Genomic DNA, 24551 nt, shown 5'->3' with positions numbered 1-24551 from the left:
CCTTACGAAGGGCAATGCACATTGGTTGCCCTTTTCAAATAAAAAATAAAAAATTATGGAAAAGAGAAAAAAAAATATACTTCTTGTAAGTATTATCATGGGGCTGGTAGTGCTCCTGTTCCCAGGCAATGCCTTAGTACAGCAGTCGGGAATACATCGTACAGACCTGCAACGTCATGATCTTAGTGTTTCAGGACACGAGTCTATTCAGGTACGCGTTGACTTTGAAGCTGGTTCCGCTTTCGGAATGCATTCACATCCGGGTGAAGAGATCATTTATGTGCTGGATGGTTCTCTGGAGTATGAAATCGAAGGTGAACAGCCGGTAATTCTCCATGCCGGAGACGTACTCTTTATTCCGGCAGGAAAGAACCATGCCGCTAAAAATGTGGGCAAGGTTAAAGGTTCCGAACTGGCTACTTATATTGTCGAAAAGGGCAGACCACTTTTGGTTATGAAAAAACAATAAAACGTATAAAATAAAAATTAATTTAAATAAATTTCAAAATGGAAACAAACAATGAAAAAGTGCTTTACACAGCATTTACAAAAACAACAGGCGGAAGAACAGGTACATCTAAAAGTTCTGATGGTGAATTAGACATCATTCTTTCATCGCCGGGAAGTAACAGACCAGGTACTAATCCTGAACAATTATTTGCAGCTGGATGGTCAGCTTGCTTTATTGGCGCAATGGGTAAAGCTGCCAGTAATTTAGAAATTAAATTACCTGCTGATCACTATGTAGACACTGAGATTGATTTAGTGTTAACCGATGACGGCTATGAATTGAAAGCCCGTTTGAATATCAGCTTACCGGGTATCGACCGCGAAGTAGCTCAAAAAGTTATAGAAGGGGCTAGTTTGACCTGTCCTTATTCTAAAGCTATCAAAGGTAACGTTAAGACGGAGTATAATCTTATCTAAGATTTTCGTATAAATTGGTTCCGGTGCCTGTTAAGGGTATTGGAATCAATTTTATTTAAAGCATTACAGTATTGAACTTTCTTGGCTGTTATATAAAGCCAGAGACTTCTTCTACTTGCTGCGGAAGAAGATCTTCAGAATTACCTGCCAAGAATCTCTGTGCCGACAACTGCCATTTGAGAAGTTTAAACGATTTTTATAAAAAGGCCGGATAGATAATATATGTGGTTGTGGTAGCTAAGACAGAAAGCAAGACCATTTTTTCTATCAATACATTAACAAATAATTAAACAAAAATGAAACAGAAAATAGCTGCCGCTTTTATTATGGGCTTTATTTCTACAGGTCTTATTTCATTTATAATAATCAGCACTAATGCAGGCTTTAGCGAAAATTTCTTTAGCAAATGGTGTAGATCATGGATGACTGCCTTTACGATCATTGTTCCGACGATTCTATTTTTTGGTCCGAAAGTGAAGAGATTTGTAGACTATTTGTTCCCAAAAAAGTAAGATTCTGGACTTGCCATTCTTGGTAAAACATTTGCCTATATTATTGATCTGCCGACAGAAACATTTTAAAGATTCCTCTTTATTATTCGTTTTTTTGTGGCAGCTTTTTGCGTATCACTGTTTTTTAAGCGGCTTTACAGGCCGTTACTTTGGTTAAAAAATTATATAGTACGTTAACCTTTTCCATTCTTCATCATCCATCGCTTTTTTATTGAATGAGGGCAGCTTTTCTGATTCAGAATATTTTTTACTATTAATTTTTTTATTAATTCTTACTTTTTGTTCAGAAGTTAGTTTACTGGCAATCTGCTTCCATACATCTGATATTGGATTTTTAATAACTAGTTGAGATAATATTTCAATTTCGTTATCACTTAAGTTTCTGGGAAATTCATCAGGATTAAAGTCTTTCATAAATAATTACTTCATTTTTTAACTTTGTTATCAAAATTGTTCTTCGTTTTTTCCGCCAATATTATGTTTCATTTTCTGTCCCATATTGCTTGTCACATAGCTGGCAACACTTTCTTCTTTCTTTTGTCCGTTGGATAAATAGTCAATGCCTATTGAACAATCACCGGTTATGTCAACCCAAACCGTTTCACTTTCTCCACTTTCTAATTTGTCAATGTGTCCGCCGCCGCAACCAACGACATTTATGTTTGTCAAAGTTGTTGGTGTCGGGTTTGTGAAAGTAATTCTCATTGTGCCCAGCAAAATTATAGCTGCCCAGCAGTAAAAAAACATTAGAGGAATATTGAGCAGCATAAGTCCGCAAGCCGTAAATAATTTTGTTCTATTGTCTTTGTCTTTACTGGCTTTAAATAAAATTGAAATTAAAACTCCAAGATTTATCAAACCTGCCAGTGCGATAAAACCATAGCCAAGAGAAAGCAGTTCAAAGGAAGAAGTAAAGAAGTAAAGTCCAAAAATAGCAGTCCCGAGCAGGAATGAAATGAGTGCGGTTTGTCGTCCGAGTTTTATGTGTTGTTCTGTCTTCATATGATTGGTGCCACTGTTGGCTGTTATTTACATTTTTACTTCAATATCTTTTGAAATTCCGTAAACTCGAGAAAATAAAATAAAATTATTTTTAAACGGGAAATCATTGACAATGGCATAATAAAAGCCATTCACTTTCATTTTTTGTAATTTCTCTAACGGTAATTCTTTTTTTAATTCCTCTTTTGTTATGTTTGAATTTTTATTATAGATATCATATATGTCTTTATAAATTGGATATTTTCCAGTGGATGGACTTTTTATAACGTTTTCCTTTTTATCCAAATTTATTGCAGTAATATCAAAATTTTCATCTATCGTAATCCCGTCAACAATTATAATATTGTTCGTTGCATTTATTAATGTAATCTTTTTATTATTTAATAAGAAAGATTTTCCAAAATCGGTTTTGCTAAGTTTTATACTTGGATAATCAGTTAAGATTTTTACATCGTAGACTACACTTCCAATTAACGGCCCTGTTTTACTGCCTATGCTGTTTTTGATTTCAATAGTTTTATATGTTTGTTCTTTTTCAACTTCATTTACTTTTGTGTAATCTCTTAAGGTTCCGAAATTTGCGATATGATTTTTATTAATTCTAACTTTACTTTTATTTTTATCTAAAAGTTTATTCTCTTTAATCGATATTGACACACTATTCACTCCATCTGCTTCTTCCATATATATTGACAAACTTGATTTTAGGACAATAAAATTTTGTAAGGAATCTTTTTCCAGTTCCAAAGTTGCATTTTGCTTAAAAGACATTAAACCTTTTTCAGTTATTGACCCAGAGAGTAGAGTTTTATTATAAATTTTATTTTCTTTTAATGATTCGGTTACATATTTTGTTTTGTTTATTGAATTAAATTCCAAGGTCATATCATAAATAGCATCATAAATATCACTTAAATTTTCTTTATTGATTTTTTCGCTTTCGGCTTTAAAAAATATAGACATTCTATCTTCAAAGCTAAGTTGAGCGTTCATTAAACAACTATACAATAATATTATAATTGTTATTTTCATTTTTTTCATTTCGTTTTTTTTTTTTAATATCTGCAGACGTTTTGGCGCTTGGTGAGGTTGGGGAATAAAAGATGCGAGATTATTCGGTTAAACACAAATTTCCCAAATGCACAACCAACTTTCCATTAAGCCTAAAATCCCAATCTTGCCAAACGGCTGTCACCAGCAGTTGTTTTTAGATTTTTCTTTTATTATAGTTTTTACCTTTATTCAAGGGATATAACTTCAATATTTATTTCTTGACCATCTTTTAAATATCCTGGGTAATACATTTCTGGTCCAAATGCCTTAAATCCTAAAACAAAGATTTTGTATAGTTTAGTAGTATCAATTTTAATTTTAACAGAACCCATAGAATCCATTATATATTTTTTTTCTACAGGAAAAGTTTTTGTTAAGTAACCAAATTTTTCCTTCCTAACTTCTACAGTGTCGAACAAATTAACTCTGCGTTGTTTAGACTTACTATCAATTGAGTTTATTTTTATAGTAATTTGGTTTTCTGAATCAGTTTTTCTGCTGCAATTTGAAATTAACAAAGCAAATATAGCAATACAAACTACTATTTTAGTTTTATGGATGTTTAATTGCATATTGATTAAAAATTGCGTTAGATTCTTGATTCTGCGTTACAATTGCTGGTAAGGTTCTGGTACTGCAGCGGGTTTGGTACTAAATTAAGCCCCATTTTCGGATTTGCTAAATCTTTCTGATACAAAACCAACTTCAAATCAAGCTAGTTGCCAAATCCGTTGTTATGCGTTCGGTTTTTTATTTATCAGCCATCGTTTCGTTATAATCCTTATATTTTTCATCAGTTCCCATGTATTTTGCTCTAATGAAATTTGTGCAATCTTTTTCAAATTCATTGCAGGAGTCAAATAAAATTACGCTCCCATTTTCCGTTCGGTTTTGTTTTAATATTTTAAAAATTTCAACGCCTCCAAACGGGTCAACACCAACTAAATCTATTATAATGTTTTTTGTAAATGTCAATGTTTTATACAATGATAGCAATCTTCTATATCTGCCCGCAATTGAATTAACTTTGATTTTAGGCTTAATCCATTCAATCTCGTATATTTTATTCTTGTAAATTGAATTTTCATTGCATCCTTTTAAATATCCACCAATTGTTACTGGAAACAATTTATTTAAAAATGAATTTTCTTTAAAATGTTCTGCATACTTGATCTCTGAACATAATTCGGTTATAATTTCAATTAATCTTAATGAGATTTTTTGAAATTCAACACCGTTAGGAATTTCAATAATAACAATTTCGCCCTCGTTTAAAGTAAATGAGGGAATTAGAAAATCTTCAATAATTTGCTCCTTAAACCTTAATAACATTTTTATTTAAAGTTTGTAAATTTCTATTTTTTTTGGTACTCTGTTGCAGTAAACTGACGCCTAACGTTCTCGTGCTACTGCTGGTTTGGACTAAATTAAGCCCCATGCTTATTATTTGCCAATCATTTAGAAAGCCAGCTTCCCATTAAGCCAATTGCACACATCCGTTGCTGTAGCTGTTACCAGATGTTTTATTATTTCATACTTGGTGGCCGACCAATTTTTGGTAAATAATTAGATTTTTTATGTTCAATCAGAACTCGCTTTTCTATTTCTTTAAGTCTGAATTTTGGATTATCAATTTCTGTATTTTCAGATTGTTTTAATATTATATCTTCTAATTGATTAAAAATAAGATTAAATGCTTTTGACATATATGGTTCTACAAAACACAATTGTTCATTGTCGAAAGCAATAAAATTATAACCTCCCGCATAATGTTTTCCAGGGGCCATTTTAGTTTTAACCAATTGTTTTTTTAAAGAATCTTTACCAATCATTAGTGAATTAATTTGGCTCATAAGTTCATTTGATAATTGGTACCGGTAAAATTTTAATCCATTGTTACCATTTAAATGAACAGTAACAATTCCGTATTCATTTATTTGTGCATAATCTGTAACGTTAATTTTTGATGGGTTTCCATTTACTTCATAATATGCTAGTTCAATTCTTTTAAAATTAAGTTTTACATTCTGTTGCGCATTTAAAATGTTAAATGATAAAATAGTTAAGAAAACGAAGATTAGTAATTTTAATGATTTCATATAAATCAGTTCTTGTTCGAATTAAGTTTTTTTCACAATAGCTGCGAACGTCTTGGTACTGCAGCGGGTTTGGTACTAAATTAAGCCCTATTTTCGGATTTGCCACCCGAGCAAAGCGAATAGACGAAGTAAATCATCCCAAATGCAAAACCAATTTTCTATTAAGCCTATTGCCCAAATCCGTGGTAGTGGCTGTTATGCGTCATGTTTTTATTTATTCCAATCTTACCAATAGTGTCTTCCAATTCCAAGTTCACTAAAAAAATGAAGATAAGTAAAAATAAGTATTGGAAAGATTAGTGCGGAAATAACTAAATTTAAAACACTTTCATTTCCATCTCGTAAAATTGATGTCAGTAAAATTCCAAATGTCGGAAACAATCCAATGAACAATAACATGTGAACCCATAATTGTCCTTCAATATCATGAGAACCTCCACCATATAATTTTATTCCAATATCATGTAATGCGACAAGTCCAAAAGTCAAAATGCTTTTCCATATAGGTTTAATTTTATAGGTCTGGAAAGCTATTAGAAATGAAACTATGATTAAAATTATAGGAGTCAATATCAATCCTATTGGAGCGAATAGATGGTCTATAATAATATTCAGAATTACAATTCCAAATGCAATTAATAGAGTATTTCCGTTAGTCATTTCTATTTTTATTTCTTTATTATAGTTAGTCCAACATGACGCATAACCTCTTGGTACTACAGCGGGTTTGGGAGCAATTAAGCCCTGTTTTCGGATTTGCCACCCGAGCAAAGCGAATAGACGAAGTAAATCTTCCCAAATACAAAACCATTTCCCATTAAGCCAATTGCCCAAATTGCTTGTAACGTTTGTTAGTAGCCTTTTTTTATATTGTCCACGCTGATGTTATATAATATTTATTCTTTATTTTTTCTAAAGAAAAGAAGTGTTGTCGACCTTCTGAAATTTTAGAAGGCTCTATTGAACCATATCCGAAATTTAAAATACATTTTTTTCCTGTAGCATCGCAAGTCTCTATCAAAATTGAAAATATATCTTGAGTATTATTTATTCGTTTAATTAATTTGGGGTCAAGAAAAATTTCAAAATACTTTTTCTCAAATTGGTTTTTTAAAATTTTTACATTAAGTTGTTTTGATCCAACCCCTTGGCAATAATCGCAAATTAGAGGGAACTTTATTAAAGAAGAAAGTGCGACTTTATCTTTTGTGTTTACAGCGTTTTTAAAATTAATCCAATACTCACTGAGGAGTTGCTTATCTTCATTCTTTAATTTCCCTATGTCAAAATTATCATTCTGCGCGCAAAGAAATTGTGCATTTAGGATGAAAGTAAATAATACAATTCTTGCTAAGTTGATTCTCATTTCTTGAGTTTAAAATGGCTACTAATTAATTTATAACAGCCATAAAATGGCACCAATAGGACTTTTTTTAGTTTGGCTTTATGCACTTCGCAAGATTTTTTAAGCGAATATAAGAATAATATGCCAAATCTCTTAATTGTGAAGCACTGTGAATCAGTTATTGTACTTGTCCTCCTGCGGTTTTTACTATATTTGAAAATCAGCTAATTGCCTGTAGCTTTTTAAAGTATTTTTCTGCAGAGCTAAGATGCAGCGGCCTTTAACTTGCAGGGCCATCTTTTGGAATTCATCCCCGGGGTTGCCTGTTTTTTCTTCCTGACTGCTGTTATCCACAGTATGTCAATTGCTTCCCTTTATCTTTTCTGATCAAAATCCCGTATGCTTTTGTCTTATTTCAGGAGCAAAGGTAACTCCGTGTTCTTAACGCCATAGCAAGGCTGTGGTCTTTCAGGTCCTGCCAAAAAATCTCCACCCGTCCGGGTTGTATTTTTAAGCAGAGCCTTGCTTTTGCCGGACACTCACTTTTTTATACTCATGAAACAAAACATAGCATACTGCGGCTCTTTAGACGAATAAAAAAATGTCAGAAATGAACCTTGAAATATTGAAAACGGCCCTAATGAAACAAAAAAGCACCTGCTCTCATTGCCGAATAAAATTTCAAAAAAAGAGTAAAAAATAAAAATGCGAATTTTCAATAGCCATCAACGACAGCAACAGAAATAGGGAAGGGGGAACGAATAAAGCAAATTACCTATTTCGAATCCGGATACTGGCACTAGCCTTACCAAATCTTTCGATTACAACAGATGATTGTTGTTTTACGGTAAAAAATGAAGACATAAAAATGAAGAATCCAAATACTAAATGGTGTTCATGGTGATATTAATTTAGATTTTATTAATTTTTAAAAATACGAATAATATAATGAGATTAAGTACTTATTAATTTCTCTACATGATTTTCTCTGTTAAATTTTATTCTACATTTGGCTTAAATTTTAATCCAAAACAAAATTTATGAAAAGAATACTACTTTGTCTTTCCTTATTTACTTCTACTTATTTGTCTGCGCAAACTGTTATTGTTGAGGAACAGTATGAAAAGAAAAATGAGCCTACGGGATTTAGATATCTTCCTAACTCAAAAAAGTTTGTAATTTTTAAAGGGGAAACATTGCCTATAGGTGTTGTGGATTATGAAACCATCTTTTTTATGACAAAATCTGCTTATAGTTTTGATGAAAACGGCACTAAATCTACTTTGTTTGAAAGTGAAAAATTAGCCAATTGTACATTTTCGGTAACTGAAAATTCTTTTAAAGCCTATGGAGGAGATAAAATATCAACTAAATCAGATCTAAAATATTATTTAGATAATGTTTATAATGGTAGTATTAAGAAGGATGACATTAAAAATAGTAACAGCAATTATTTTGGATTTATAAATAGTAATAATAATTTTACAGCTAGAGCTTGGGAGTCTTTTGATCGTCTTTTTTTTAATAGCCTTTTTTTTAGTTCTTTTAATGATTTTTATGATTTGGGTTTTACAAATCAGAAAGGTAAGGACAAGATTAATTTTGAGAAAGATGAACTTTATTTAGAGGTTTTTGATTTAAAATCCAACCAAAAAAACAGAGTAAAATTAGAAACTCCTAAATTAGATTTGTTAAAAGGAAATTCATTAATAGAATCAATGCATGGAGTGACTTTTAGTTGTCGGCTAAAAGCGAATGATACTTTTGATATGGTCACAAAATCACTTTCAACAGAACAAAATGAAACTACTATTTATAAAACTACTTATGATATTCAAGGTAAGAAGATAAAGGATGTAGCGCTGAAATTAAATTTAAAGGACAACTTTTTTGTTTTATCTTCCTGTGGTGCTGGTTATGTTGACAATTTTGTTTGGGATGTACAGGCAGTCAATAATTATTACGAAGATTCTAATAATGGTGATATGTATGTGTATGGAATCTATACCAACAAAAAATCTAAAATTCATAAAGGTTTTGACCCTGTTGGATTTTATATTTTTAAGTTTGATAAAGACGGAAATAAAATATGGGAATCTATTAATCCACTCAAAGATAAATATTTTGAAGATGTATGTTGTGGTTTGAGCTTCAAGCTTAATTTATTTGGATACAATGGAAAACTTCTTTTTACTAATTCTGTAAATGAAGCTACTGAGTTTTCTAATTATGCTGTCATTGATAAAACTTCTGGTAATGTATTAAAAATGAATAGAGTAAATTATAATAATACGACAAGTTTTGCTAGAACGAGGGCGTTTGTTAATAATACATATGACAAAGAAGGTTTGAAGAATAAAGCATTTTCACCTGTTTCATTTGTTGCGATGGATCTTAGTCCAACGATGGATAGCTATTTAAAAACTATTCCAAGTAAGGGAAATGCAGTTTATTTTGAAACCATTTTTTCTGATCAGGGAATATGGTTGGTAGAAACTGATAACAAAGAATATTACAAAGTTCTTTTATTTAAAGAATAAAAAAAGCTCCCAATCTGGTAGTCATGGTCGGAAGATTTTTTCTTCCGGCTTTTTTTGTATATCCGAAAAAAGTATATCTGTATTACAAAAAACCCGCTCTTCGAAGTGTTCTCATGAAAAGCTGCGCAATCCCGAAAGCCTTCGGGGCTGACTTTGTGTAATTTTTTTGTTTCTTAGAAATTATAAACCTGATAAAAGTCTCCCGACTTTTTACGTTTAGTTCTTATTATTATCTTGGATTTTTTACATTCAGGAAAAATATTCTAAGAAAATTAGTTTTAAAGTCAGAGACTTTATGAAATCTCTTTTTTCAATTATATTTGTTAAAATGGCGCAAAGTCACAGACATTTGCCCAGCGTAAAGAAGAACACTTCGGAGAGCGGGGTAAGGGAACTTATGCTTAAAAGTGATAGAAAACACTAAAAAACCAAGTAGAAACTACTTCCAAAAAAAAAGAGGCGCAATAGCCTCTTGTAATTCTTATAACTCATTTATCGAAAAACCCATAGTTGCGGAATCTCAGCGGTTCCGTTCAACAAGGGCTTCATTGTTCGTGCTGCGCACGGCAACGAATCCCTTAGCTGTTGCAGGCTGTTTTTTTAACTTTTCTTGAAAATTTTGTATTTTGGTTTTTCGTAATCAGTTATGTCCAAAATAATATCATAAACGCCTGCTAAAATTTCTATACTATTTCCTTTTGGCATTATTCCGTCGCTCCTATCTTTTCCAAAATTTAAAGTCCAATCGTCATTAAAACGAAATTTAAGCTCTCCTGTTTTTAAAGTCACATTTTTAATTGTCCAGATTCCTTTTGTTTCAGTTTCAAAAAGTTTTGCATCAGGACCTTCCCAGCCTTTTTCCGTGGCAGTTCCTACAATTCCCCAGGAAGGAAATATTTTTTTTGCTTTTTTTAGTTCTTTTCCTACATGAAAATTTAATGACTCTATTTGTGAAGTCTCGTTTCTTTCAAAAATTACATCACCCATTAATTCTTCAGCATAAAATAAATTTTCTTTTACAGGATATAGAATAGTTGTGGGCCCGTTTCCACTTTGCAATTTTAATTTATTGTTTTCAATTGTAAGGTAAACTACAAAATTGTTTTCTACCTGATAAGTTCCCGCATATTGCTTTAAAGTTTCTGAGCTTATGTTGGCTACAATTGGAATTTTATAATCTTTATTATACAAATTATACAAAGTTTTCATAATAGCATAAGTGGCCGTGTCTAAACCTCTTTCTGTATTTGTAAGCAGTATAATGCAGATATCATCTTCGGGAATTTGAACAAAATTGCTACAAAAACCAGCCCCATAACCACTATGACCAACTGTCATTTTTCCAAACATTTTCTTTGTGATCCAACCATAACCATAATTGTTTTTGAAAGGTGTATATGCTTTTTCTAAAGTTTTTTTGGAGATAATTTTGTAATTTTTTAGTCCATTATAATATTTGTTTAAATCTTCAACAGTTGAGTATATTCCGCCAGCTGCAAAAGGCATAGGCGGATCATAAACAATCGATGGTTTTTGTTCTTTTTCAGAAAAAATCTCATAGCCAGTGACTTTATTTTTACTTTTTAGATTTTTAAAAGCAAAACCACTTTGCTTCATTTTCAATGGTTTAAATATGTATTTTTCCACTGCTTTTTCGTAACTTATTCCAATAACTTTTTGAATTATATAACCTAGAAAATAATATCCCGAGTTAGAATAACTCCAGTCAGTTCCAACTGGAAAATCCAAAGGTTTTGTTTTTTGAAATTCAATAAATGATTTTTCCGTTTGGTCTTTCATATCATTTCCTCTGGTATAGTCATATACTCCAGAGGTATGGGTTAACAAACTTTCAATTGAAATAGCACTTGCATCGGGATAATCCGGATAGAACTTTGAAAGTTTATCCTGTAATGAAAGTTTTTTTTCTTCTACTAATTTTAAAATTACCGTTGCTGTAAAAGTTTTTGTAATGGAATATATTTGAAAAATACTGTTAGCGTTATTTTCCTTTTTTAACTCTACATTTGATAATCCATAACCTTTATTTAGTAAAGTTTCTCCTTTTTCAGAAATAAAAACAGAACCGTTAAATAGATTTTGTTGATTGTAAAATTCAAAAAGTTGTTCTAATTTTTCTTTCTTACTTTGTGCAAAACCTAATTGTGTTATAAATAATAAAATAAAAGTGATTGATTGAATTGATTTCATATTTTTTTTTTTGATTTTTTATTGAATTCTAACTAACGGTTTGCCCTTTGACAGTTGCGTAAATTTATAATAAAAGATTACAAATAAAAATTCCTAACTGAATTTTCAAGCAAAATTCAGCGCACAGGCTAAGCTAACAATTGTTGGCAACTGGCTTTTACTTTTTCAAATTCCATGCGGTTATTTGTTCCAAAAATTAGTTTGTCTCCATTTAGAATAAACTTCTGTGGTTTTATTTTCTCAATCTGATTCCAAAATCTTTCGGTATCCTTTAATGTAAGCATTTCCCGAGATTCGTTTAAGTCGATTGAAAAGCCACTATAATTAACAAAAATATCCATTGATTTAAATCTCTGCTTAGTATCAAAAAGCAACCATTGGTCATAAATATCAAAAAGGGAGTTTTGTGATAATTCAAATGCAGTTACTTTGTCGAAATAAGCGATTTCATCTTCGTAAACCCAACCTCTTTGTAATTCATCATCAGTTGGTACGAACGAGTCGCTATCGAATGAAACAATAGAAAGATATTTATCAATAATAAATTCAGGAAACAGTAAAATAAGAGAATCCATATTATAACTATCAGATACTATTTCAATCCAATAGTATTCACTATATTTTCCAGAGTTTATCATTTTGTTTGTTAAAAAGTTCTCGCGATTCTAGACGTTTACAAGTTATGAAAACGAATATTTTCGGCTGAACGAAAATACGATAAAAACGGTAATTCCACTAAAATGTATAGAAACGTGTGTTGCTGGCTGGCTTTTAGTTATCCGAATGTAAACTAAATCAGATATCTGATCCTCCAACTTTATTTACTTTATAGTTTCTTAATTCTATTCCGAGTCCGTGTTCATCTTCAAATGTACATATAAAACAAATTCCAAAATATCCTTCATTTATTTTGCCAGCTCTGCAAAGTGTTGTTTATTTATAAAATATGCTGATCGCTGTGCGAAGTCCCCAGCTCTGCAAAGTGTTGTTTATTTATAAATTATGCTGATCGTTGTGCGAAGTCTCCCGACTTCGTAACTCAGCTATGCGAAGTGTTCTTTATTTATAAAATATGCTGATCGCTGTGCGAAGTCTCCCGACTTCGTACCAGCTCCAGTGATCCACAAAAAGAATGAAAAAAAATTGGAACGGAATGTAGCAACGGGTACGAAGTCGGGAGACTTCGCACAGCAAGGGTTCTCCGGGTCATAGCGGCTGCTGTTTTCTGCTGTGCTTTTTGGGTCTTTGATTTGGTTTTGAGAATTACGGTGGTCCTTGTCGTAATTTTTGGTTGTATGGGAATTTTTCGTTTTATTTTTTGAATTAAATTAGTACTGTCGATTTTTTAAAAGACTCAGTTTTTAGATTTAATATTATTTTTTAGGAGCTATTCCCGCTATACGTTTCAATCTTTTGTGCCGAACCCCGGCACAATAGGATTTCCACTGCTATCGAGGCTAGAGTGGGGAACCCATTTGCATTTTTTGAAACTCTCCACAATCTGTTCTGGCATTTATAGAGGGTTGTAACTAAATTAAGCTCTATTCTTGGATTTTCTTCCTGAGCGATAGCGAAACAGATCAAGCGTCCGACAGCGAACAGGCGAAGTAAATCATCCCAAATACAAAACTAATTTTCCATTAAGCCTATTGCCCAAATCCGTTGTAGCTGTTATGCCTAATTTATTTTATGCTTACATAGCTCCATTTATTATTCTTCTTTTTTATAAGCAAAGCCATATTATAACCATTTGTATATCCGCTTTCATTTCCAATTAAATAATTTATTACTACAATTCCATTTTCCATTTTCTCATCGAAGCAAACTCTAGAAAAAAGTATTTTTGAATAATCATCTTCTGGCTTAGCATCTTCGTTAAATTGTTTATATGGTTTTATAAGCTTTATTTTTGATTTATCATATTCACGATATTCAAGATCTTTAAATTTTTTTGAATTCATAATGCCATAAAAAATGATTGAATCAGATTTGATAAAATCATTATTTTTAAACATCCACTTATTGTCTTCTCGTATTTGGTTTATAGGCATTAAAGCATCTGATAAATATACTTTAAAATCAAGTTTGTCAATATTTGCTTTAGGTGTTGGTTTTCCAAAAAAATCTGGTGGATTTAAATAATATTTGTCTAAATGATTTTTTTTAAGATAATCATTTGTAATGTCTTCAATTGCTTTGACTTCTTCTTTTTCATATGATTTTTGACAACCAAAAAAAAATAGTATTATGAATATTGAAGTTGTTATTTTCATAGTTGGTTGTTAAATTAGGCATAACGTCCCGGGGCTTTATGAAATTGGGAATTTTGTTCCCGAACCATTCCGAAAAGACTGAAGCCAAATATACAAAAAGCTCCTTCGATTAAACACCCAAACCCCAATTTCATTAAACCGCTGTTGTGTGCCGTTATTTTATCGGTTTACCTTTAAGTTTATATTCGCCTACTTTTTGTATCGTGTAATTATAAATAATGTACTTGTCCTTTCTTTTAATTTTAGAAAATCCTAAGTCACTTTTTAATTCTGCGATATGTGGAACTAGGTCTTGACAATTATATTCCCAAAATGGTTTTAGGGTGTCAGCTTTAACTTTTTTAGCAATTGTGTCTATATGATTAGATATTGAAAGAGATATCCTTTCATTAGGAACAAGCTTGTCCTTAGAAAAAAAATATCTTTTTTTAAAAAAATAATCTCCGTCAAGAGAGTCAACTAGTTTGAAACTGTTTTCTGGAATGAAATGTAAGCTACTAATATCATAAACGTCTATTGCTAGGATTAAGTTAGTTGCAGTTTTGTTACTATTGTTGAAAATCTGATAGTTTGTTGAAACGTGAGGTGTACCAGTCATCATATTTTCTCCTTCTTCAACTTCAATATCTGGCTGATTATAAATATCAAGAAAATATGGAGAGGTTATTATAAGTTGAGCAACACTTGTTACTAAAGCAAGAATTGAAATCAAAAGAGCAATATCAATTTTTCTTTTACTCTTTTGAATTTCTGCATCCTGATTTATATCTGTGGCAGCCTTTTCGTCTTCTCCTATGTGTTCTTTGTTTTCTTCTGACATAATTTTTGTTATAATGGTACACAACGTTCTCGCGCTACAAGCAGTTTGGGATTAAATTAGCGTTATCTTTCGGATTTGTCAAATCTTCCAAATACAAAACTAATTTCAAATTAAGCCTAATACCCAAATTGCTTGTAGTGTGTGTTGGTGGCTGTGCTTTTTATTTAGTCTTGATGTCCGTATCCTAATTCTTCATTTTTATCCCAAAATGCCATAAAAAGTTCAGCTGGTGTTCCTTTATTGATTGTCCAATCTGCAACTATTTTAATAGCTTCTTCTAAATCTTCTACGTAAGCCATTCTACCATCGCTTCCTCTAATTCCTTTTTCATCTTTTTTTGCGCCTCGATTAATAAGAATGTTCTTTTCATCATAAACAATTCTTCTTACGTCTTCAAAAGATTTACCTTTTGGTAAGCTGTCTTTTACAAGTTTTGATAGTCCCTGATAATATAATTGAAACTTTTGTACAGGGTCATCTATTTTCTGTCCAAGTAATTGTTCGGCCTGATTTTCTATAACAAGTTCAGAATCCAAATTAATCGAAAGTTGTTCACCTTTTACCTCTTCAGATTTTTGTAATATGTCTAACCTTTCCACATCTTCTTTGGAAAGCTTTCGTTCGACCTTGTTTATATTGGTTTTTTTGTCGCTCATTATTATGATTTTATACTGTTAATAATTGTTTTATTTTTATTGCTGTTTCTTTTATTGACTCATTATCCCAATTTGAAACATTCAATTTTTTTGTTATACCTTTTATGTTTGGGAAATATTCTTTAAAAGCGCCCCAATAATCATTTCCTTTTTCAGATTGCCTCCATTGATATTGTGAATAAATTATGCAAGGATGGATCTGGCATTCCTTTGCAAATTTTTCTACCATAAATTTATTGTGAATCATCTTTTCAATGTATCTCATTTTCTCTGATGATATTAAGTATTCGGAAGCAAATTCATTTGCTTTATCTTCTTGAATTAAAAACAAATCTGGTTCACCAGATAAATGATATTTTGTTTTTTCAATTGTTTCCAGGTCAAATAAAACGTGGTGAAGTTCGTGAATTAGGGCAAACCAAATTGTAGCATAATTTTTATTGAAATCTGTAATTACGATACAAGGTCTGTCATTGATTAGAAATGTCGCTCCACGAATTTGATTTTTAGGTAAAGAAGGCTGGAATACAATTGTAATTCCGATGTTAAACAAGGCTTGGAAAACAGTTAGTAAACCTGTTTCAGTATTTTGTGTATAGGGTTTAATTTTAGGAATCAGATCAATAAGATTCTGTCTTTTATACTCATTCGGGTTATCGATTAATTCAAAATATTTATAGCTTGATTTAATCCAAAAATCTTTCATTTTGTCACTAAATGTTTTCTTTGTTCTACTATAAAAAGCTTCGTTTAATTCTCTTTCATATTCATAAATACTACTGATATCAAAGAATTTACAGATCCTTTCTTTTAGTATTTCCAAAGAATCGTTTTTATTAATAAATCCTAAACTTATTAAAGTTTTAAGGTCAAAGAATTTATTTATAAAGGTGATGTCCATTGAAGATTGAAGTTCTTTTATTTCCTCAACAGGTCTGTCTTTAAAATGGACAATTAGAGCCTCATTAAAATCTATTTCTAAAAATTCAGCAAGTTTTAATAGCTTGATAATATCAGTCTGTTTGGATGTTTTATCAAGTATAGCGTCTAAACTTCTTCTTTCCATTCCTGATAATTTTTCAAATTGAGTTTTAGTTAACCCAGATTCATCAAGTTTCTCTTTTAATAATTCTTCAAGAGATGGACCGTTATATTGGAAGCTTTTATTTAAAATATCGTCTATCATAATAGTTTGAGGTAAATATACCGCAAATATAGTAAAATGTTTTAAATAAATCAAAAAACAGAGGTAAATTTACCTTTTATGATTTTTTAAGCATATATAAAAGATAAAAATTTTTGTTCTAGCAATGATTTTCATTCGTAATGATAGCATTGCTATCAACTAATTTAGATCTCCCATAAAATGGCATCAATGCAAATTTTTTGTAGTTGGCTTTAGGTCATAAGTAAGCTTTTTTAAGTGAATATAAGAATAGTAACCAAATCTTTTTAGGTGTTGAATTCATTCCAAAGCCCGCTTCTTTTCTTCCTTTAATACTGTTATCTCCAGTATCCCAATTACTTCCCTTTTACTTTTTATACAAGACCCTGTATGCTTTTGTTTTATTTCACGAGCAAAGTTAACTCAGTGTCCTTATCCCAAAGGCAAGGCCAAGCCTTTCAGGTCTTGTCAAAAAATCTCCACCCATACGGGTTGTATTTTTTTACAGATCCTTGCTTTTGCCGGACACTCACCTTTTTATGCTCATAAAACAAAACATAACATCGGCTGCACAGGTGACTTTTTTAGCTGAAACAAAATAATTAAAAAAATATTTCGTTTCTAAAATCGGAACAAAAATAAAATAATAAAAATTTGTTCTAGGTTTTGAAACAAATAAAAAATAAGCTAAATTTGTTTCATTAGATAAAATAGAGTAACCAAAAAGCAGAAGAATGAAAAAAGAAGAAAATCTTGGAGCGCTATTAGGAATACCCCAGGAAGAAATGGCTTTGTTATTAGAGGTGAATCGCGTTCATTGGGCGCTGTTTCTGACCGGAAGGCGTAGTTTGCCTACAGCAGCGCTACTCAAATTGACCGAAATGCTTACTCTTTTAAAAGAGTCTGATACCGAAGAACCAGATGCTGCTGTCCTAAAGGAAGAGCAGGAACAAATAAAACAATACATAGAAGAGGAGATCATTATTAACCAACGCAACCAACGCGTTGCAGCAGATGAGCTCGAGAGGTGCAAAAAAAGATACCAGTCGGCTCAAAATGCGGTAAAGCTTACTGATGCCCTGATTGCCAAAGGACAGCAAATCGGAAAAGGGCAGCAAGAACTATTGCCGGGTATAAAAAGTACCGCCCAAAACGTCCTGCAGAAAAACAGCCTACTGGTACAAGAGCAATACACTATAAAACTACTCGTACTGCAGCAGAAAGAAACGGTATTGAGACAACGGTTGTTGAGTAAGTAAACATTTTACCGTTCACAGCTTATCAACTAAAAAATGTGACCATTATATATTTGAATAAAATAATATCTTTATAAATAATTATTTATTGATTAATTTTTCAAGCCTTGCCATCATTTCATCTTTCTCTTTCAACATACGCTCGTACAACGCAATTTTTTCTTCGTGCATCTTTAGCACTTGATCTATAGGATTAAAAGTAGGATTATCATTTCTCTGATATCCAATACTATTATCGCCAAATGTATTAGAAATAATATTTATCGCCTGCTCCTCATCAAAATTCTGAAAAGCTTCCACAGGAATTTTTAATACAGCTGAAATTTGTTTCAGCAGGCTGTCTTCAATTACATCTTTTTGCTCCAGCATCGAAATTTTCTTTTGGTTCCAGTCTGCGCCCAGATCATAAGCTAATGCTTCCTGCTTTATGTTAAGCATTTCTCTGAAACGTTTTACGTTTTTTCCCTGATGTATTTTCTGTTCCATAATGCGTATCAATTTTTCTAAAGGCTCAAAGATAAAGCGATTTTGATTAAAAATCCTGAATTTCAAAGATAAAAAAATATCCAGTAAAACATCCTTTTTTGTCAGATATTATATCCGTTTTCCGAATAGCAAAAAAAATGGAAGGTGAAAGAATCTGTACGCTGCGAAACTGTTTTTCATTTTTCTTTTCCTGACTTTGTGAGGAATAGTAAACCGTTATCTTGCAGGGAAATACACGTATGCGACATAACCGCAATAAATTGATTTAATATTTTTTTTACTTAATTGGAAAGTATATTTTTGTTAAAAAATCAGATTTAATTATGAAAAAAGTTTTACTTTTTATTTTACTTCCTTTATTGAGTATCGGACAATCACAAATTGGAGTAGCTATTCCTGGAGAAGCTGCTAATGATAATAGTTCCAGTGTTTCCCTTTCCAGTGATGGGACTACTCTGGCTATTGGAGCTCCTTTTAATGATGGAAATGGTACCAATTCGGGTTCAGTTCGGGTGTATAAGAATGTATCTGGAACCTGGACACAAATTGGATTAGATATAGATGGAGAAGCTGCCAATGATCAAAGTGGCTGCAGTGTTTCTCTTTCCAGCAATGGATCTGTTTTAGCTATTGGAGCCCTATATAATGGTGGAAATGGCAGATATTCGGGCTCAGTACGTGTGTATGAAAATAGATCTGGTACCTGGACAAAAATAGGTGCTGATATTGATGGAGAAGCCGCTGCTAATTATAGTGGTAAAAGTGTTTCTCTTTCTAGTGATGGCAGTATTTTAGCTATTGGAGCTGAAGGTAATACCAAAAGGGGGTATGCTTCAGGAACAGTATATGTATATAAAAATATTTCGGGTACCTGGACGCAAATAGGAGCAGACATATACGGAGTTGCAACTTATCCTGCTCTGGGGAATAATGTTTCCCTTTCTGGTGATGGAGGTATTGTTGCTATTGGCCTTCCATCAGAGCATGGAGTTGTAAGTGGTTCAGGAAAAGGTGTAGTGCGGGTGTTTAAAAATATTTCAGGGACTTGGACACAAATAGGAGTAGATATAGAAGGAGAAGCGAATGGTGATAACAGTGGCTGGAGTATTTCCCTTTCCAGCAATGGTACTATTTTAGCTATTGGATCAATATTTAATGGTGCAAATGGTTCAGGTTCAGGTTCAGTACGTGTATTTAAAAATATATCTGATACATGGACACAGATAGGTACTGATATTAATGGAGTAACCACTGATGATTTTAGTGGTAGAAGTATTTCTATTTCTGGTGATGGAAGTATTCTGGTTATTGGAGCTGATGGAAATAATCATTCAGGATCAGTTCGTATATATAAAAATGTGTCAGGTATCTGGACTAAAGTAGGAATAGATATAAATGGTGAAGCGGCTTATGATCAAAGTGGTTTTAATGTTTCTCTTTCCGGTAATGGATCTGTTTTAGCTATCGGAGCTCCATATAATGATGGAAATGGTGTATATTCAGGATCCGTTCGGGTATATGATTTGTCAGCTGCTCTGGCAGCTGTTTTGAGTTCAGATAGTTTTGTATTGGCTAAATTTTCGGTTTTTCCTAATCCAGCTTCAGAAGTTGTTACTATTAGCTTGCAGGAAGATTTAAAATTAGAAAAAGTAAATATTTACAACACTTTTGGACAATTGGTGAAAACAGAAAAGAAAACTGTTATTACTGTCAATTCTTTAGCAAAAGGAATATATTTTTTTGAGGTAATTACCAATAAAGGAAAAGCTACTAAACAGATTATTGTAAAATAACCGTAATTAAAAGCTAGTATTAAAAGATCACGGGGCTTTCGCGTTTGGGAATAACTTTATCTTTATAATTTTAGCCCCCGCTGGCGTGAGTTTCTGGATCATGAACGCTTACGTTGAAAGCGATAATACATAAAATATCCTAAAAGCAAAATAGTAAAAATAATATACTAAAAGGTAAAGAAAAAGCATAAAAAAAATCCCATTCGCCGCGGCGAATGGGATTGTAGTTTTGTGACCTCGACTGGATTCAAACCAGTAACCTCTTGAGCCGTAATCAAGTGCGCTATTCAGTTGCGCCACGAGGCCTTTTTTTTTTTCATTAAGCTAATTTTCGTAGCTTTGGTGAACGCTGTTTGCGGGTGCAAAGATAGAGATAAATGTGAGATAAACAAGGGAAAAATAACATAAAAATAAAAAAAAATGAAGATTGAAAATTATATACGTGATATTCAGGACTTTCCTAAAGAAGGAATTTTGTTTAAAGACATTACTTCGTTATTAAATGACCCCATTGCGAGGAAAGAATGCCTGTCGATTTTAGTTACGTCTTTAAATGGTCAGCCTATTGATAAGGTAGTAGGAGCGGAAAGCCGGGGTTTTTTCTTCGGAATGTTACTGGCTCAGGAATTAAATGCGGGCTTTGTCCCGGTTCGTAAACCTAAAAAACTGCCGTATAGTACGATTTCGGCTTCTTACGATTTAGAATATGGTACCGATACGCTGGAGATTCATACAGACGCGATTCAAAAAGGAGACCGGGTTTTGATCCACGATGATGTTTTGGCCACCGGAGGGACCGCAAAAGCCCTTGGCGAATTGGTTGAGAAACTTGGCGGAGAAATCATTCAGTTTAATTTTCTGATGGAGCTTTCTTTTCTGAACGGAAGAAATAAAATTGAAGGTCATCCGATTTTTGCCGCCATAACTTATTAACTTTACTTTTCAAAACCGCTTAACTAAACGCCACAATGAGATATTTTCTTTTAGCATCACTTCTGTTATTATTTTCGTGTACGGATAAAAAAGTTTCAGTTCCAAAAGAATCAAATGACAGTTCCGGGATTCCTTCTAAAGAAATTGACGTGACTCCTGAAGAAGTCAATGTTTTTAGCGCCATCAGACCTGATGAAAGACTGAATAAAGGAGAACAATACTCTGATGAAGTAGAATATGTGGGCTATGATGCGAATGGTGATTATACTTTATTTACGATAAAGAAAGGTTCAGAGGTAGTGGCACTGCAAACTAATTTTGAGGGGGCTGATCAATTCCTGCGAGGCGACATTTTAAAAATTACCTGGAAAATGGATTCTACTTATATAGCAGGTGAGGGGGAAAAACTTGATTTTACCGAATGGCTGATTAATGCTGAAAAAGTAAAGGACGGAAGCGTTAGTTTGTTTAGGAAAAAATACAATAAACCGCTTAAGTATTCCTGGACAGAAAAGGAAGAATATTCAAAAGACTTTAAAGATTATCTTTACACGCTGGTAGAATATTATTTGGCAAATTCGAAAAAAGAGCTTGTAAAGGCACACCTTCAGAATACGGATACCGAATTTGTTTTTTCGATAGAAGACCGCCAAAAAGACGGACGTGCATATACCGTTTTGGGAATTGCAAACGAATTCGAAAATCACACCAGCATCATTCAATGGCTTTATTTAGACAGCGAAACCAGAAAACTATACGAGTATGATTTACCGAATGACAAACTGATTGAATTTAAGTAATGATTGCTTTACACCAGGACAATTTTGTGTTTGATGGCATATAAAACCAAACCGATCCGGGTTTTAATTTCGAGTTTATCAAATAAACACTCCCTGTAGCCGTCAATCGTTTTGGGGCTGAGGCACATTTCAGAGGCGATTTCCTTGTATGTTTTTTCGCTGCAGGCATGTCGTATAAAAACAATTTCTTTTTCTTTTAAATTGATTTTTTTAGAATCGTCATTCGCTTTTTTGACCAGCATTCCCGAAACCAGTTCGGTAAAATAAAAACCTTTTTCAATCACACAGGACATGGCTTCCTTAAATATTTCCGGCGAAGTGTCTTTCAGCAGATAACCTTTGGCACCATTGGCGATCATCTTGATAATGATTTCTTCATCATCATTGACAGACAGCGCAATCACTTTGAGGAAAGGCCTGTTTTCCTTAATCCATTTCATTGTCTCAACACCGTCCATAACGGGCATATTGACATCTAGTAAAATTAAATCGACGTCTGAATCGGTATTTTCCTGAAGGTAGGTTATAAAAACTTTACCGTTTTCAAAACGGTTTATCACTTCAAATTCTTTAAAACTATTGATCAAAAGCTGTAAGGACTGTGAGAATAGCAAGTGATCATCAACAATAATAATTTTATTCCTGGCTATTGGTTTCATCTGATGGGGTTAATGGATATTCTAATAGTAAACTTGTTCCGGATGGGTTTGATTCTATAATTAGCGTGGCGCCAATTAGTTTAGCTCTCAGTTTCATGTTGCTTAATCCGATACCCGAATTGATTTTTTTAGTATCGTAACCAATTCCAAAATCTTTCATTTTCAACTGGAAAAGTTTTGCATTTGTCGTAATATTCACCTCATATAAATCGCTGTGTGAATGTTTCAGACTATTGTGCAGGGCCTCCTGGAAAATGCGGTAAATAAACAAATCATGACCTTCGTTAATCTTTGGTATTCTTCCTTTAAAATTATAATTGTATTGAATGTGTTTTAGCTTTTTTACGCGTTCCAGATCTTGTTTTATGGCTTCTATAAAATTGGTTTGAAGTAGATTATCCTTATTTATAATTCGGGATAAAATCCTGATTTCGTCTAGTGATTTTGCTAAAACATTTTTAAGATCGGTAAGCTCTCTGGTCTGAATAGATTTATCGTCCTGTATGTACATATTAAGCTGCATTATACCTACCGAAACAATCTGGCCAATATTGTCATGCAGTTCTTTGCTTATTTCAGAAAGGGTCTGATCTTTTATTTCTATTCTGGTCTTTACTAACTCGGACTGAAAGTACATTTCAGATTCCATTTTTTCGACCAGATAATGGTTCTTTTTCTTCAAAAAATAAAAAAAAATGACAAGCAGCGTCATCAGTAAAGTAAAAAAAACAATACCTAACGAAATGACTAATAATTGTATTTCTTTTCGCTCCATACAAATCCGATTATATAACAACTATGTGCTAAAAAATTTAAAATAAACAGGACCAGACTGAATACAGATTCATCCTGTTTAATTAGGAACCATTTTATGGCGAGCATAAATGGCAGAACGGGAACGTGAAAAACAAGTATACCTAAGATATACCAGAAAAACACCGATTTTTTAAAATTTAAGATCTTGTTTGAATTGAAAATCTCGACCAGATACAGACAAGAAAGCATCATAACCACTATAACGCCAACGGCGAAACTGTATGTAAAAGAGTGATTTATGTCTTTTTTGTAATATAAAATATTCAGAAAAAAGGAAATGATAAATAACATTAAAAACAGTACAGCCGAAATTCTGTTGGTTTGTTTCTGGAGAAGACTTCGAAGGAGTAATATATAGGCGGAAAAACTAACGAACATATAAAAATTATACACATAATAATTTAACAAGCCCGTCCATTGTGTAAAAAAATAGCCAACAACTTCAGTTAATGCTGAAAACCAGATTAAAAGTACTAAAAACTTAGCTTTATTACCGGGAAGTTTATGCAGGGAAATCAATCCGATGCTTCCTGATAATATCGCGAGATAGATGATATACGATCTTAAAAATTCAAACATAATTTGTTTAGTATATAATGCTAGGAGGTCTTCCTATGTTGCCATAATTCATTGGGTCAAGGCTTTCGATATCAGCAGAAGAATCTTCTTTTGCCATTACAAAACTTTGTATCTGATTTGCATTTTCTTCTGCTGATAATGTCTTTTTTCCTGTTGCAGCCAAAAATAAAGTGGTTAAACCTGCTTTTTCGCCATGCTTTTCATCATCCGGGTATACGCCAAAATAAAATCGGATGCCGTCCACTTCATATCCCGTATCGGCTCCATGGGTCTTAATATAATTAATGTAGCTTTCTAAAGCTTCCAGTGAATACCAAATGGCATTTGCATCTTCTTTTTTGGTTGACTTGTGAATTAGTTTTCCTCTTTTATGAGTGTAATTCAAATTCAGCTCTTTGGCGAATTCTTTTGTAATCAACTGACTTGGTTTTTCGGAAAGGTTTTTCATGATTTTTTTTAGTTTAAAAATAATTAGTTAAAATTTATTTGTGGTTTTGAAAATGTTCCTGACAAAATTATTTTAAAAGATAAAAGTGTACAAGGGTAAATTCACCCTTTTTTAGTAAGTAAAATTATTGAAAAAAAGGAGTCAAAGTACTGTTTTATAATAATTTATAAAAATTTAA

The 24551-nt window shown here is 32.4% G+C and carries 28 protein-coding genes and 1 tRNA gene; 8 read left to right on the top strand and 21 right to left on the bottom strand.

All coding sequences use genetic code 11. The features are described from left to right. The first annotated feature begins 109 nt into the window (after positions 1-109). The 3 genes from EV142_RS16290 to EV142_RS16280 all read left to right on the top strand — a co-directional run bounded on the left by EV142_RS16290 (position 110) and on the right by EV142_RS16280 (position 1439). The gene (locus EV142_RS16290) at positions 110-469 is read left to right on the top strand and encodes a cupin domain-containing protein (RefSeq protein WP_238698730.1); all 360 of its coding nucleotides are present in this window, start codon (positions 110-112) and stop codon (positions 467-469) included. A gap of 38 nt (positions 470-507) precedes the next feature. Beyond that, complete coding sequence (locus EV142_RS16285; RefSeq protein WP_132036904.1) at positions 508-927, top strand: Ohr family peroxiredoxin; 420 nt, start codon at positions 508-510, stop codon at positions 925-927. Positions 928-1223: 296 nt separating this feature from the next. Next, positions 1224-1439: a DUF2798 domain-containing protein gene (locus EV142_RS16280; protein WP_132036903.1), complete on the top strand. Its 216-nt coding sequence runs from the start codon at positions 1224-1226 to the stop codon at positions 1437-1439. A gap of 153 nt (positions 1440-1592) precedes the next feature. Here the strand turns inward: EV142_RS16280 and EV142_RS16275 are convergent, their stop codons facing one another. The 8 genes from EV142_RS16275 to EV142_RS16240 all read right to left on the bottom strand — a co-directional run bounded on the left by EV142_RS16275 (position 1593) and on the right by EV142_RS16240 (position 6959). Further along, positions 1593-1853 carry a hypothetical protein gene (locus tag EV142_RS16275; protein WP_132036902.1) on the bottom strand — a complete coding sequence of 87 codons (261 nt, stop codon included), beginning with the start codon at positions 1851-1853 and terminating at the stop codon, positions 1593-1595. 30 nt (positions 1854-1883) lie between these two features. Beyond that, positions 1884-2441 carry a hypothetical protein gene (locus tag EV142_RS16270; protein ID WP_132036901.1) on the bottom strand — a complete coding sequence of 186 codons (558 nt, stop codon included), beginning with the start codon at positions 2439-2441 and terminating at the stop codon, positions 1884-1886. A gap of 27 nt (positions 2442-2468) precedes the next feature. After that, positions 2469-3482 carry a hypothetical protein gene (locus EV142_RS16265; RefSeq protein ID WP_132036900.1) on the bottom strand — a complete coding sequence of 338 codons (1014 nt, stop codon included), beginning with the start codon at positions 3480-3482 and terminating at the stop codon, positions 2469-2471. A gap of 197 nt (positions 3483-3679) precedes the next feature. Next, positions 3680-4066, bottom strand: coding sequence for a hypothetical protein (locus EV142_RS16260; RefSeq protein ID WP_132036899.1), 387 nt, complete (start codon positions 4064-4066; stop codon positions 3680-3682). Positions 4067-4244: 178 nt separating this feature from the next. Beyond that, positions 4245-4826: a hypothetical protein gene (locus tag EV142_RS16255; RefSeq protein ID WP_132036898.1), complete on the bottom strand. Its 582-nt coding sequence runs from the start codon at positions 4824-4826 to the stop codon at positions 4245-4247. A gap of 194 nt (positions 4827-5020) precedes the next feature. Continuing rightward, positions 5021-5593 (bottom strand): hypothetical protein, encoded by a 573-nt coding sequence (locus EV142_RS16250; protein WP_132036897.1) that lies wholly within the window; start codon positions 5591-5593, stop codon positions 5021-5023. A 225-nt stretch (positions 5594-5818) separates the two neighbouring features. Beyond that, entirely contained in the window at positions 5819-6427 is a 609-nt protein-coding gene (locus EV142_RS16245; RefSeq protein ID WP_132036896.1) for a hypothetical protein, read from the bottom strand. Positions 6428-6458: 31 nt separating this feature from the next. Next, positions 6459-6959 carry a hypothetical protein gene (locus EV142_RS16240; protein ID WP_132036895.1) on the bottom strand — a complete coding sequence of 167 codons (501 nt, stop codon included), beginning with the start codon at positions 6957-6959 and terminating at the stop codon, positions 6459-6461. A gap of 1019 nt (positions 6960-7978) precedes the next feature. Here EV142_RS16240 and EV142_RS16235 point away from each other — a divergent pair. Further along, positions 7979-9478 carry a hypothetical protein gene (locus tag EV142_RS16235; RefSeq protein ID WP_132036894.1) on the top strand — a complete coding sequence of 500 codons (1500 nt, stop codon included), beginning with the start codon at positions 7979-7981 and terminating at the stop codon, positions 9476-9478. Between the two features lie 600 nt (positions 9479-10078). Here EV142_RS16235 and EV142_RS16230 read toward each other — a convergent pair. The 7 genes from EV142_RS16230 to EV142_RS16205 all read right to left on the bottom strand — a co-directional run bounded on the left by EV142_RS16230 (position 10079) and on the right by EV142_RS16205 (position 16624). Beyond that, positions 10079-11689 (bottom strand): serine hydrolase, encoded by a 1611-nt coding sequence (locus EV142_RS16230; protein ID WP_132036893.1) that lies wholly within the window; start codon positions 11687-11689, stop codon positions 10079-10081. 128 nt (positions 11690-11817) lie between these two features. Beyond that, positions 11818-12327, bottom strand: a complete 510-nt coding sequence (locus tag EV142_RS16225) for a hypothetical protein (protein ID WP_132036892.1) — start codon at positions 12325-12327, stop codon at positions 11818-11820. A 157-nt stretch (positions 12328-12484) separates the two neighbouring features. After that, positions 12485-12598 carry a DUF6985 domain-containing protein gene (locus EV142_RS24720; RefSeq protein ID WP_371311645.1) on the bottom strand — a complete coding sequence of 38 codons (114 nt, stop codon included), beginning with the start codon at positions 12596-12598 and terminating at the stop codon, positions 12485-12487. Between the two features lie 773 nt (positions 12599-13371). Further along, the gene (locus EV142_RS16220; RefSeq protein WP_132036891.1) at positions 13372-13962 is read right to left on the bottom strand and encodes a hypothetical protein; all 591 of its coding nucleotides are present in this window, start codon (positions 13960-13962) and stop codon (positions 13372-13374) included. A 154-nt stretch (positions 13963-14116) separates the two neighbouring features. Then, positions 14117-14782, bottom strand: coding sequence for a hypothetical protein (locus tag EV142_RS16215; RefSeq protein ID WP_132036890.1), 666 nt, complete (start codon positions 14780-14782; stop codon positions 14117-14119). Positions 14783-14946: 164 nt separating this feature from the next. After that, complete coding sequence (locus EV142_RS16210) at positions 14947-15438, bottom strand: hypothetical protein (protein WP_132036889.1); 492 nt, start codon at positions 15436-15438, stop codon at positions 14947-14949. 10 nt (positions 15439-15448) lie between these two features. Next, complete coding sequence (locus EV142_RS16205; protein WP_132036888.1) at positions 15449-16624, bottom strand: ImmA/IrrE family metallo-endopeptidase; 1176 nt, start codon at positions 16622-16624, stop codon at positions 15449-15451. 713 nt (positions 16625-17337) lie between these two features. On the opposite strand from EV142_RS16205, the gene EV142_RS16200 reads away from it, so the two are divergent. Then, positions 17338-17862 (top strand): hypothetical protein, encoded by a 525-nt coding sequence (locus tag EV142_RS16200; protein WP_132036887.1) that lies wholly within the window; start codon positions 17338-17340, stop codon positions 17860-17862. Between the two features lie 78 nt (positions 17863-17940). Here EV142_RS16200 and EV142_RS16195 read toward each other — a convergent pair whose 3' ends face one another. Continuing rightward, positions 17941-18345 (bottom strand): helix-turn-helix domain-containing protein, encoded by a 405-nt coding sequence (locus EV142_RS16195; RefSeq protein ID WP_132036886.1) that lies wholly within the window; start codon positions 18343-18345, stop codon positions 17941-17943. A 323-nt stretch (positions 18346-18668) separates the two neighbouring features. Between EV142_RS16195 and EV142_RS16190 the strand changes: the two genes are divergently transcribed. Then, positions 18669-20138: a T9SS type A sorting domain-containing protein gene (locus EV142_RS16190; RefSeq protein WP_132036885.1), complete on the top strand. Its 1470-nt coding sequence runs from the start codon at positions 18669-18671 to the stop codon at positions 20136-20138. A gap of 232 nt (positions 20139-20370) precedes the next feature. Here the strand turns inward: EV142_RS16190 and EV142_RS16185 are convergent. Next, positions 20371-20444, bottom strand: a tRNA-Arg gene (locus EV142_RS16185). Between the two features lie 114 nt (positions 20445-20558). Here EV142_RS16185 and EV142_RS16180 point away from each other — a divergent pair. Both EV142_RS16180 and EV142_RS16175 read left to right on the top strand, forming a co-directional pair. After that, positions 20559-21071 (top strand): adenine phosphoribosyltransferase, encoded by a 513-nt coding sequence (locus tag EV142_RS16180; RefSeq protein WP_132036884.1) that lies wholly within the window; start codon positions 20559-20561, stop codon positions 21069-21071. A 35-nt stretch (positions 21072-21106) separates the two neighbouring features. After that, the gene (locus EV142_RS16175; protein ID WP_132036883.1) at positions 21107-21871 is read left to right on the top strand and encodes a hypothetical protein; all 765 of its coding nucleotides are present in this window, start codon (positions 21107-21109) and stop codon (positions 21869-21871) included. Between the two features lie 8 nt (positions 21872-21879). Here the strand turns inward: EV142_RS16175 and EV142_RS16170 are convergent, their stop codons facing one another. From EV142_RS16170 to EV142_RS16155, 4 genes are read right to left on the bottom strand one after another with little or no spacing between them, the layout of a single operon-like run. After that, complete coding sequence (locus EV142_RS16170; RefSeq protein WP_132036882.1) at positions 21880-22530, bottom strand: response regulator transcription factor; 651 nt, start codon at positions 22528-22530, stop codon at positions 21880-21882. Continuing rightward, entirely contained in the window at positions 22508-23305 is a 798-nt protein-coding gene (locus tag EV142_RS16165) for a sensor histidine kinase (protein ID WP_132036881.1), read from the bottom strand. The genes EV142_RS16170 and EV142_RS16165 overlap by 23 nt, the downstream gene beginning before the upstream one ends. Continuing rightward, entirely contained in the window at positions 23278-23925 is a 648-nt protein-coding gene (locus EV142_RS16160) for a hypothetical protein (RefSeq protein WP_132036880.1), read from the bottom strand. The genes EV142_RS16165 and EV142_RS16160 overlap by 28 nt, the downstream gene beginning before the upstream one ends. A 7-nt stretch (positions 23926-23932) precedes the next feature. Continuing rightward, on the bottom strand, positions 23933-24373 hold the full coding sequence (locus EV142_RS16155; RefSeq protein ID WP_132036879.1) for a hypothetical protein: 441 nt from the start codon (positions 24371-24373) through the stop codon (positions 23933-23935). Between the last annotated feature and the right edge of the window lie 178 nt (positions 24374-24551).

This window comes from Flavobacterium circumlabens (assembly GCF_004345565.1).
Lineage (GTDB): Bacteria > Bacteroidota > Bacteroidia > Flavobacteriales > Flavobacteriaceae > Flavobacterium > Flavobacterium circumlabens.
Note: the sequence above shows the minus strand (reverse complement) of the source record. Positions and strands in the feature narration are given on the sequence as shown.

Coding starts and splice junctions, on each gene's coding strand:
- EV142_RS16285 (WP_132036904.1), top strand. CDS start 508: ATGGAAACAAACAATGAAAAAGTGCTTTACACAGCATTTACAAAAACA.
- EV142_RS16280 (WP_132036903.1), top strand. CDS start 1,224: ATGAAACAGAAAATAGCTGCCGCTTTTATTATGGGCTTTATTTCTACA.
- EV142_RS16275 (WP_132036902.1), bottom strand. CDS start 1,853: ATGAAAGACTTTAATCCTGATGAATTTCCCAGAAACTTAAGTGATAAC.
- EV142_RS16270 (WP_132036901.1), bottom strand. CDS start 2,441: ATGAAGACAGAACAACACATAAAACTCGGACGACAAACCGCACTCATT.
- EV142_RS16265 (WP_132036900.1), bottom strand. CDS start 3,482: ATGAAAAAAATGAAAATAACAATTATAATATTATTGTATAGTTGTTTA.
- EV142_RS16260 (WP_132036899.1), bottom strand. CDS start 4,066: ATGCAATTAAACATCCATAAAACTAAAATAGTAGTTTGTATTGCTATA.
- EV142_RS16255 (WP_132036898.1), bottom strand. CDS start 4,826: ATGTTATTAAGGTTTAAGGAGCAAATTATTGAAGATTTTCTAATTCCC.
- EV142_RS16250 (WP_132036897.1), bottom strand. CDS start 5,593: ATGAAATCATTAAAATTACTAATCTTCGTTTTCTTAACTATTTTATCA.
- EV142_RS16240 (WP_132036895.1), bottom strand. CDS start 6,959: ATGAGAATCAACTTAGCAAGAATTGTATTATTTACTTTCATCCTAAAT.
- EV142_RS16235 (WP_132036894.1), top strand. CDS start 7,979: ATGAAAAGAATACTACTTTGTCTTTCCTTATTTACTTCTACTTATTTG.
- EV142_RS16230 (WP_132036893.1), bottom strand. CDS start 11,689: ATGAAATCAATTCAATCAATCACTTTTATTTTATTATTTATAACACAA.
- EV142_RS16225 (WP_132036892.1), bottom strand. CDS start 12,327: ATGATAAACTCTGGAAAATATAGTGAATACTATTGGATTGAAATAGTA.
- EV142_RS16220 (WP_132036891.1), bottom strand. CDS start 13,962: ATGAAAATAACAACTTCAATATTCATAATACTATTTTTTTTTGGTTGT.
- EV142_RS16215 (WP_132036890.1), bottom strand. CDS start 14,782: ATGTCAGAAGAAAACAAAGAACACATAGGAGAAGACGAAAAGGCTGCC.
- EV142_RS16210 (WP_132036889.1), bottom strand. CDS start 15,438: ATGAGCGACAAAAAAACCAATATAAACAAGGTCGAACGAAAGCTTTCC.
- EV142_RS16205 (WP_132036888.1), bottom strand. CDS start 16,624: ATGATAGACGATATTTTAAATAAAAGCTTCCAATATAACGGTCCATCT.
- EV142_RS16200 (WP_132036887.1), top strand. CDS start 17,338: ATGAAAAAAGAAGAAAATCTTGGAGCGCTATTAGGAATACCCCAGGAA.
- EV142_RS16195 (WP_132036886.1), bottom strand. CDS start 18,345: ATGGAACAGAAAATACATCAGGGAAAAAACGTAAAACGTTTCAGAGAA.
- EV142_RS16190 (WP_132036885.1), top strand. CDS start 18,669: ATGAAAAAAGTTTTACTTTTTATTTTACTTCCTTTATTGAGTATCGGA.
- EV142_RS16180 (WP_132036884.1), top strand. CDS start 20,559: ATGAAGATTGAAAATTATATACGTGATATTCAGGACTTTCCTAAAGAA.
- EV142_RS16175 (WP_132036883.1), top strand. CDS start 21,107: ATGAGATATTTTCTTTTAGCATCACTTCTGTTATTATTTTCGTGTACG.
- EV142_RS16170 (WP_132036882.1), bottom strand. CDS start 22,530: ATGAAACCAATAGCCAGGAATAAAATTATTATTGTTGATGATCACTTG.
- EV142_RS16165 (WP_132036881.1), bottom strand. CDS start 23,305: ATGGAGCGAAAAGAAATACAATTATTAGTCATTTCGTTAGGTATTGTT.
- EV142_RS16160 (WP_132036880.1), bottom strand. CDS start 23,925: ATGTTTGAATTTTTAAGATCGTATATCATCTATCTCGCGATATTATCA.
- EV142_RS16155 (WP_132036879.1), bottom strand. CDS start 24,373: ATGAAAAACCTTTCCGAAAAACCAAGTCAGTTGATTACAAAAGAATTC.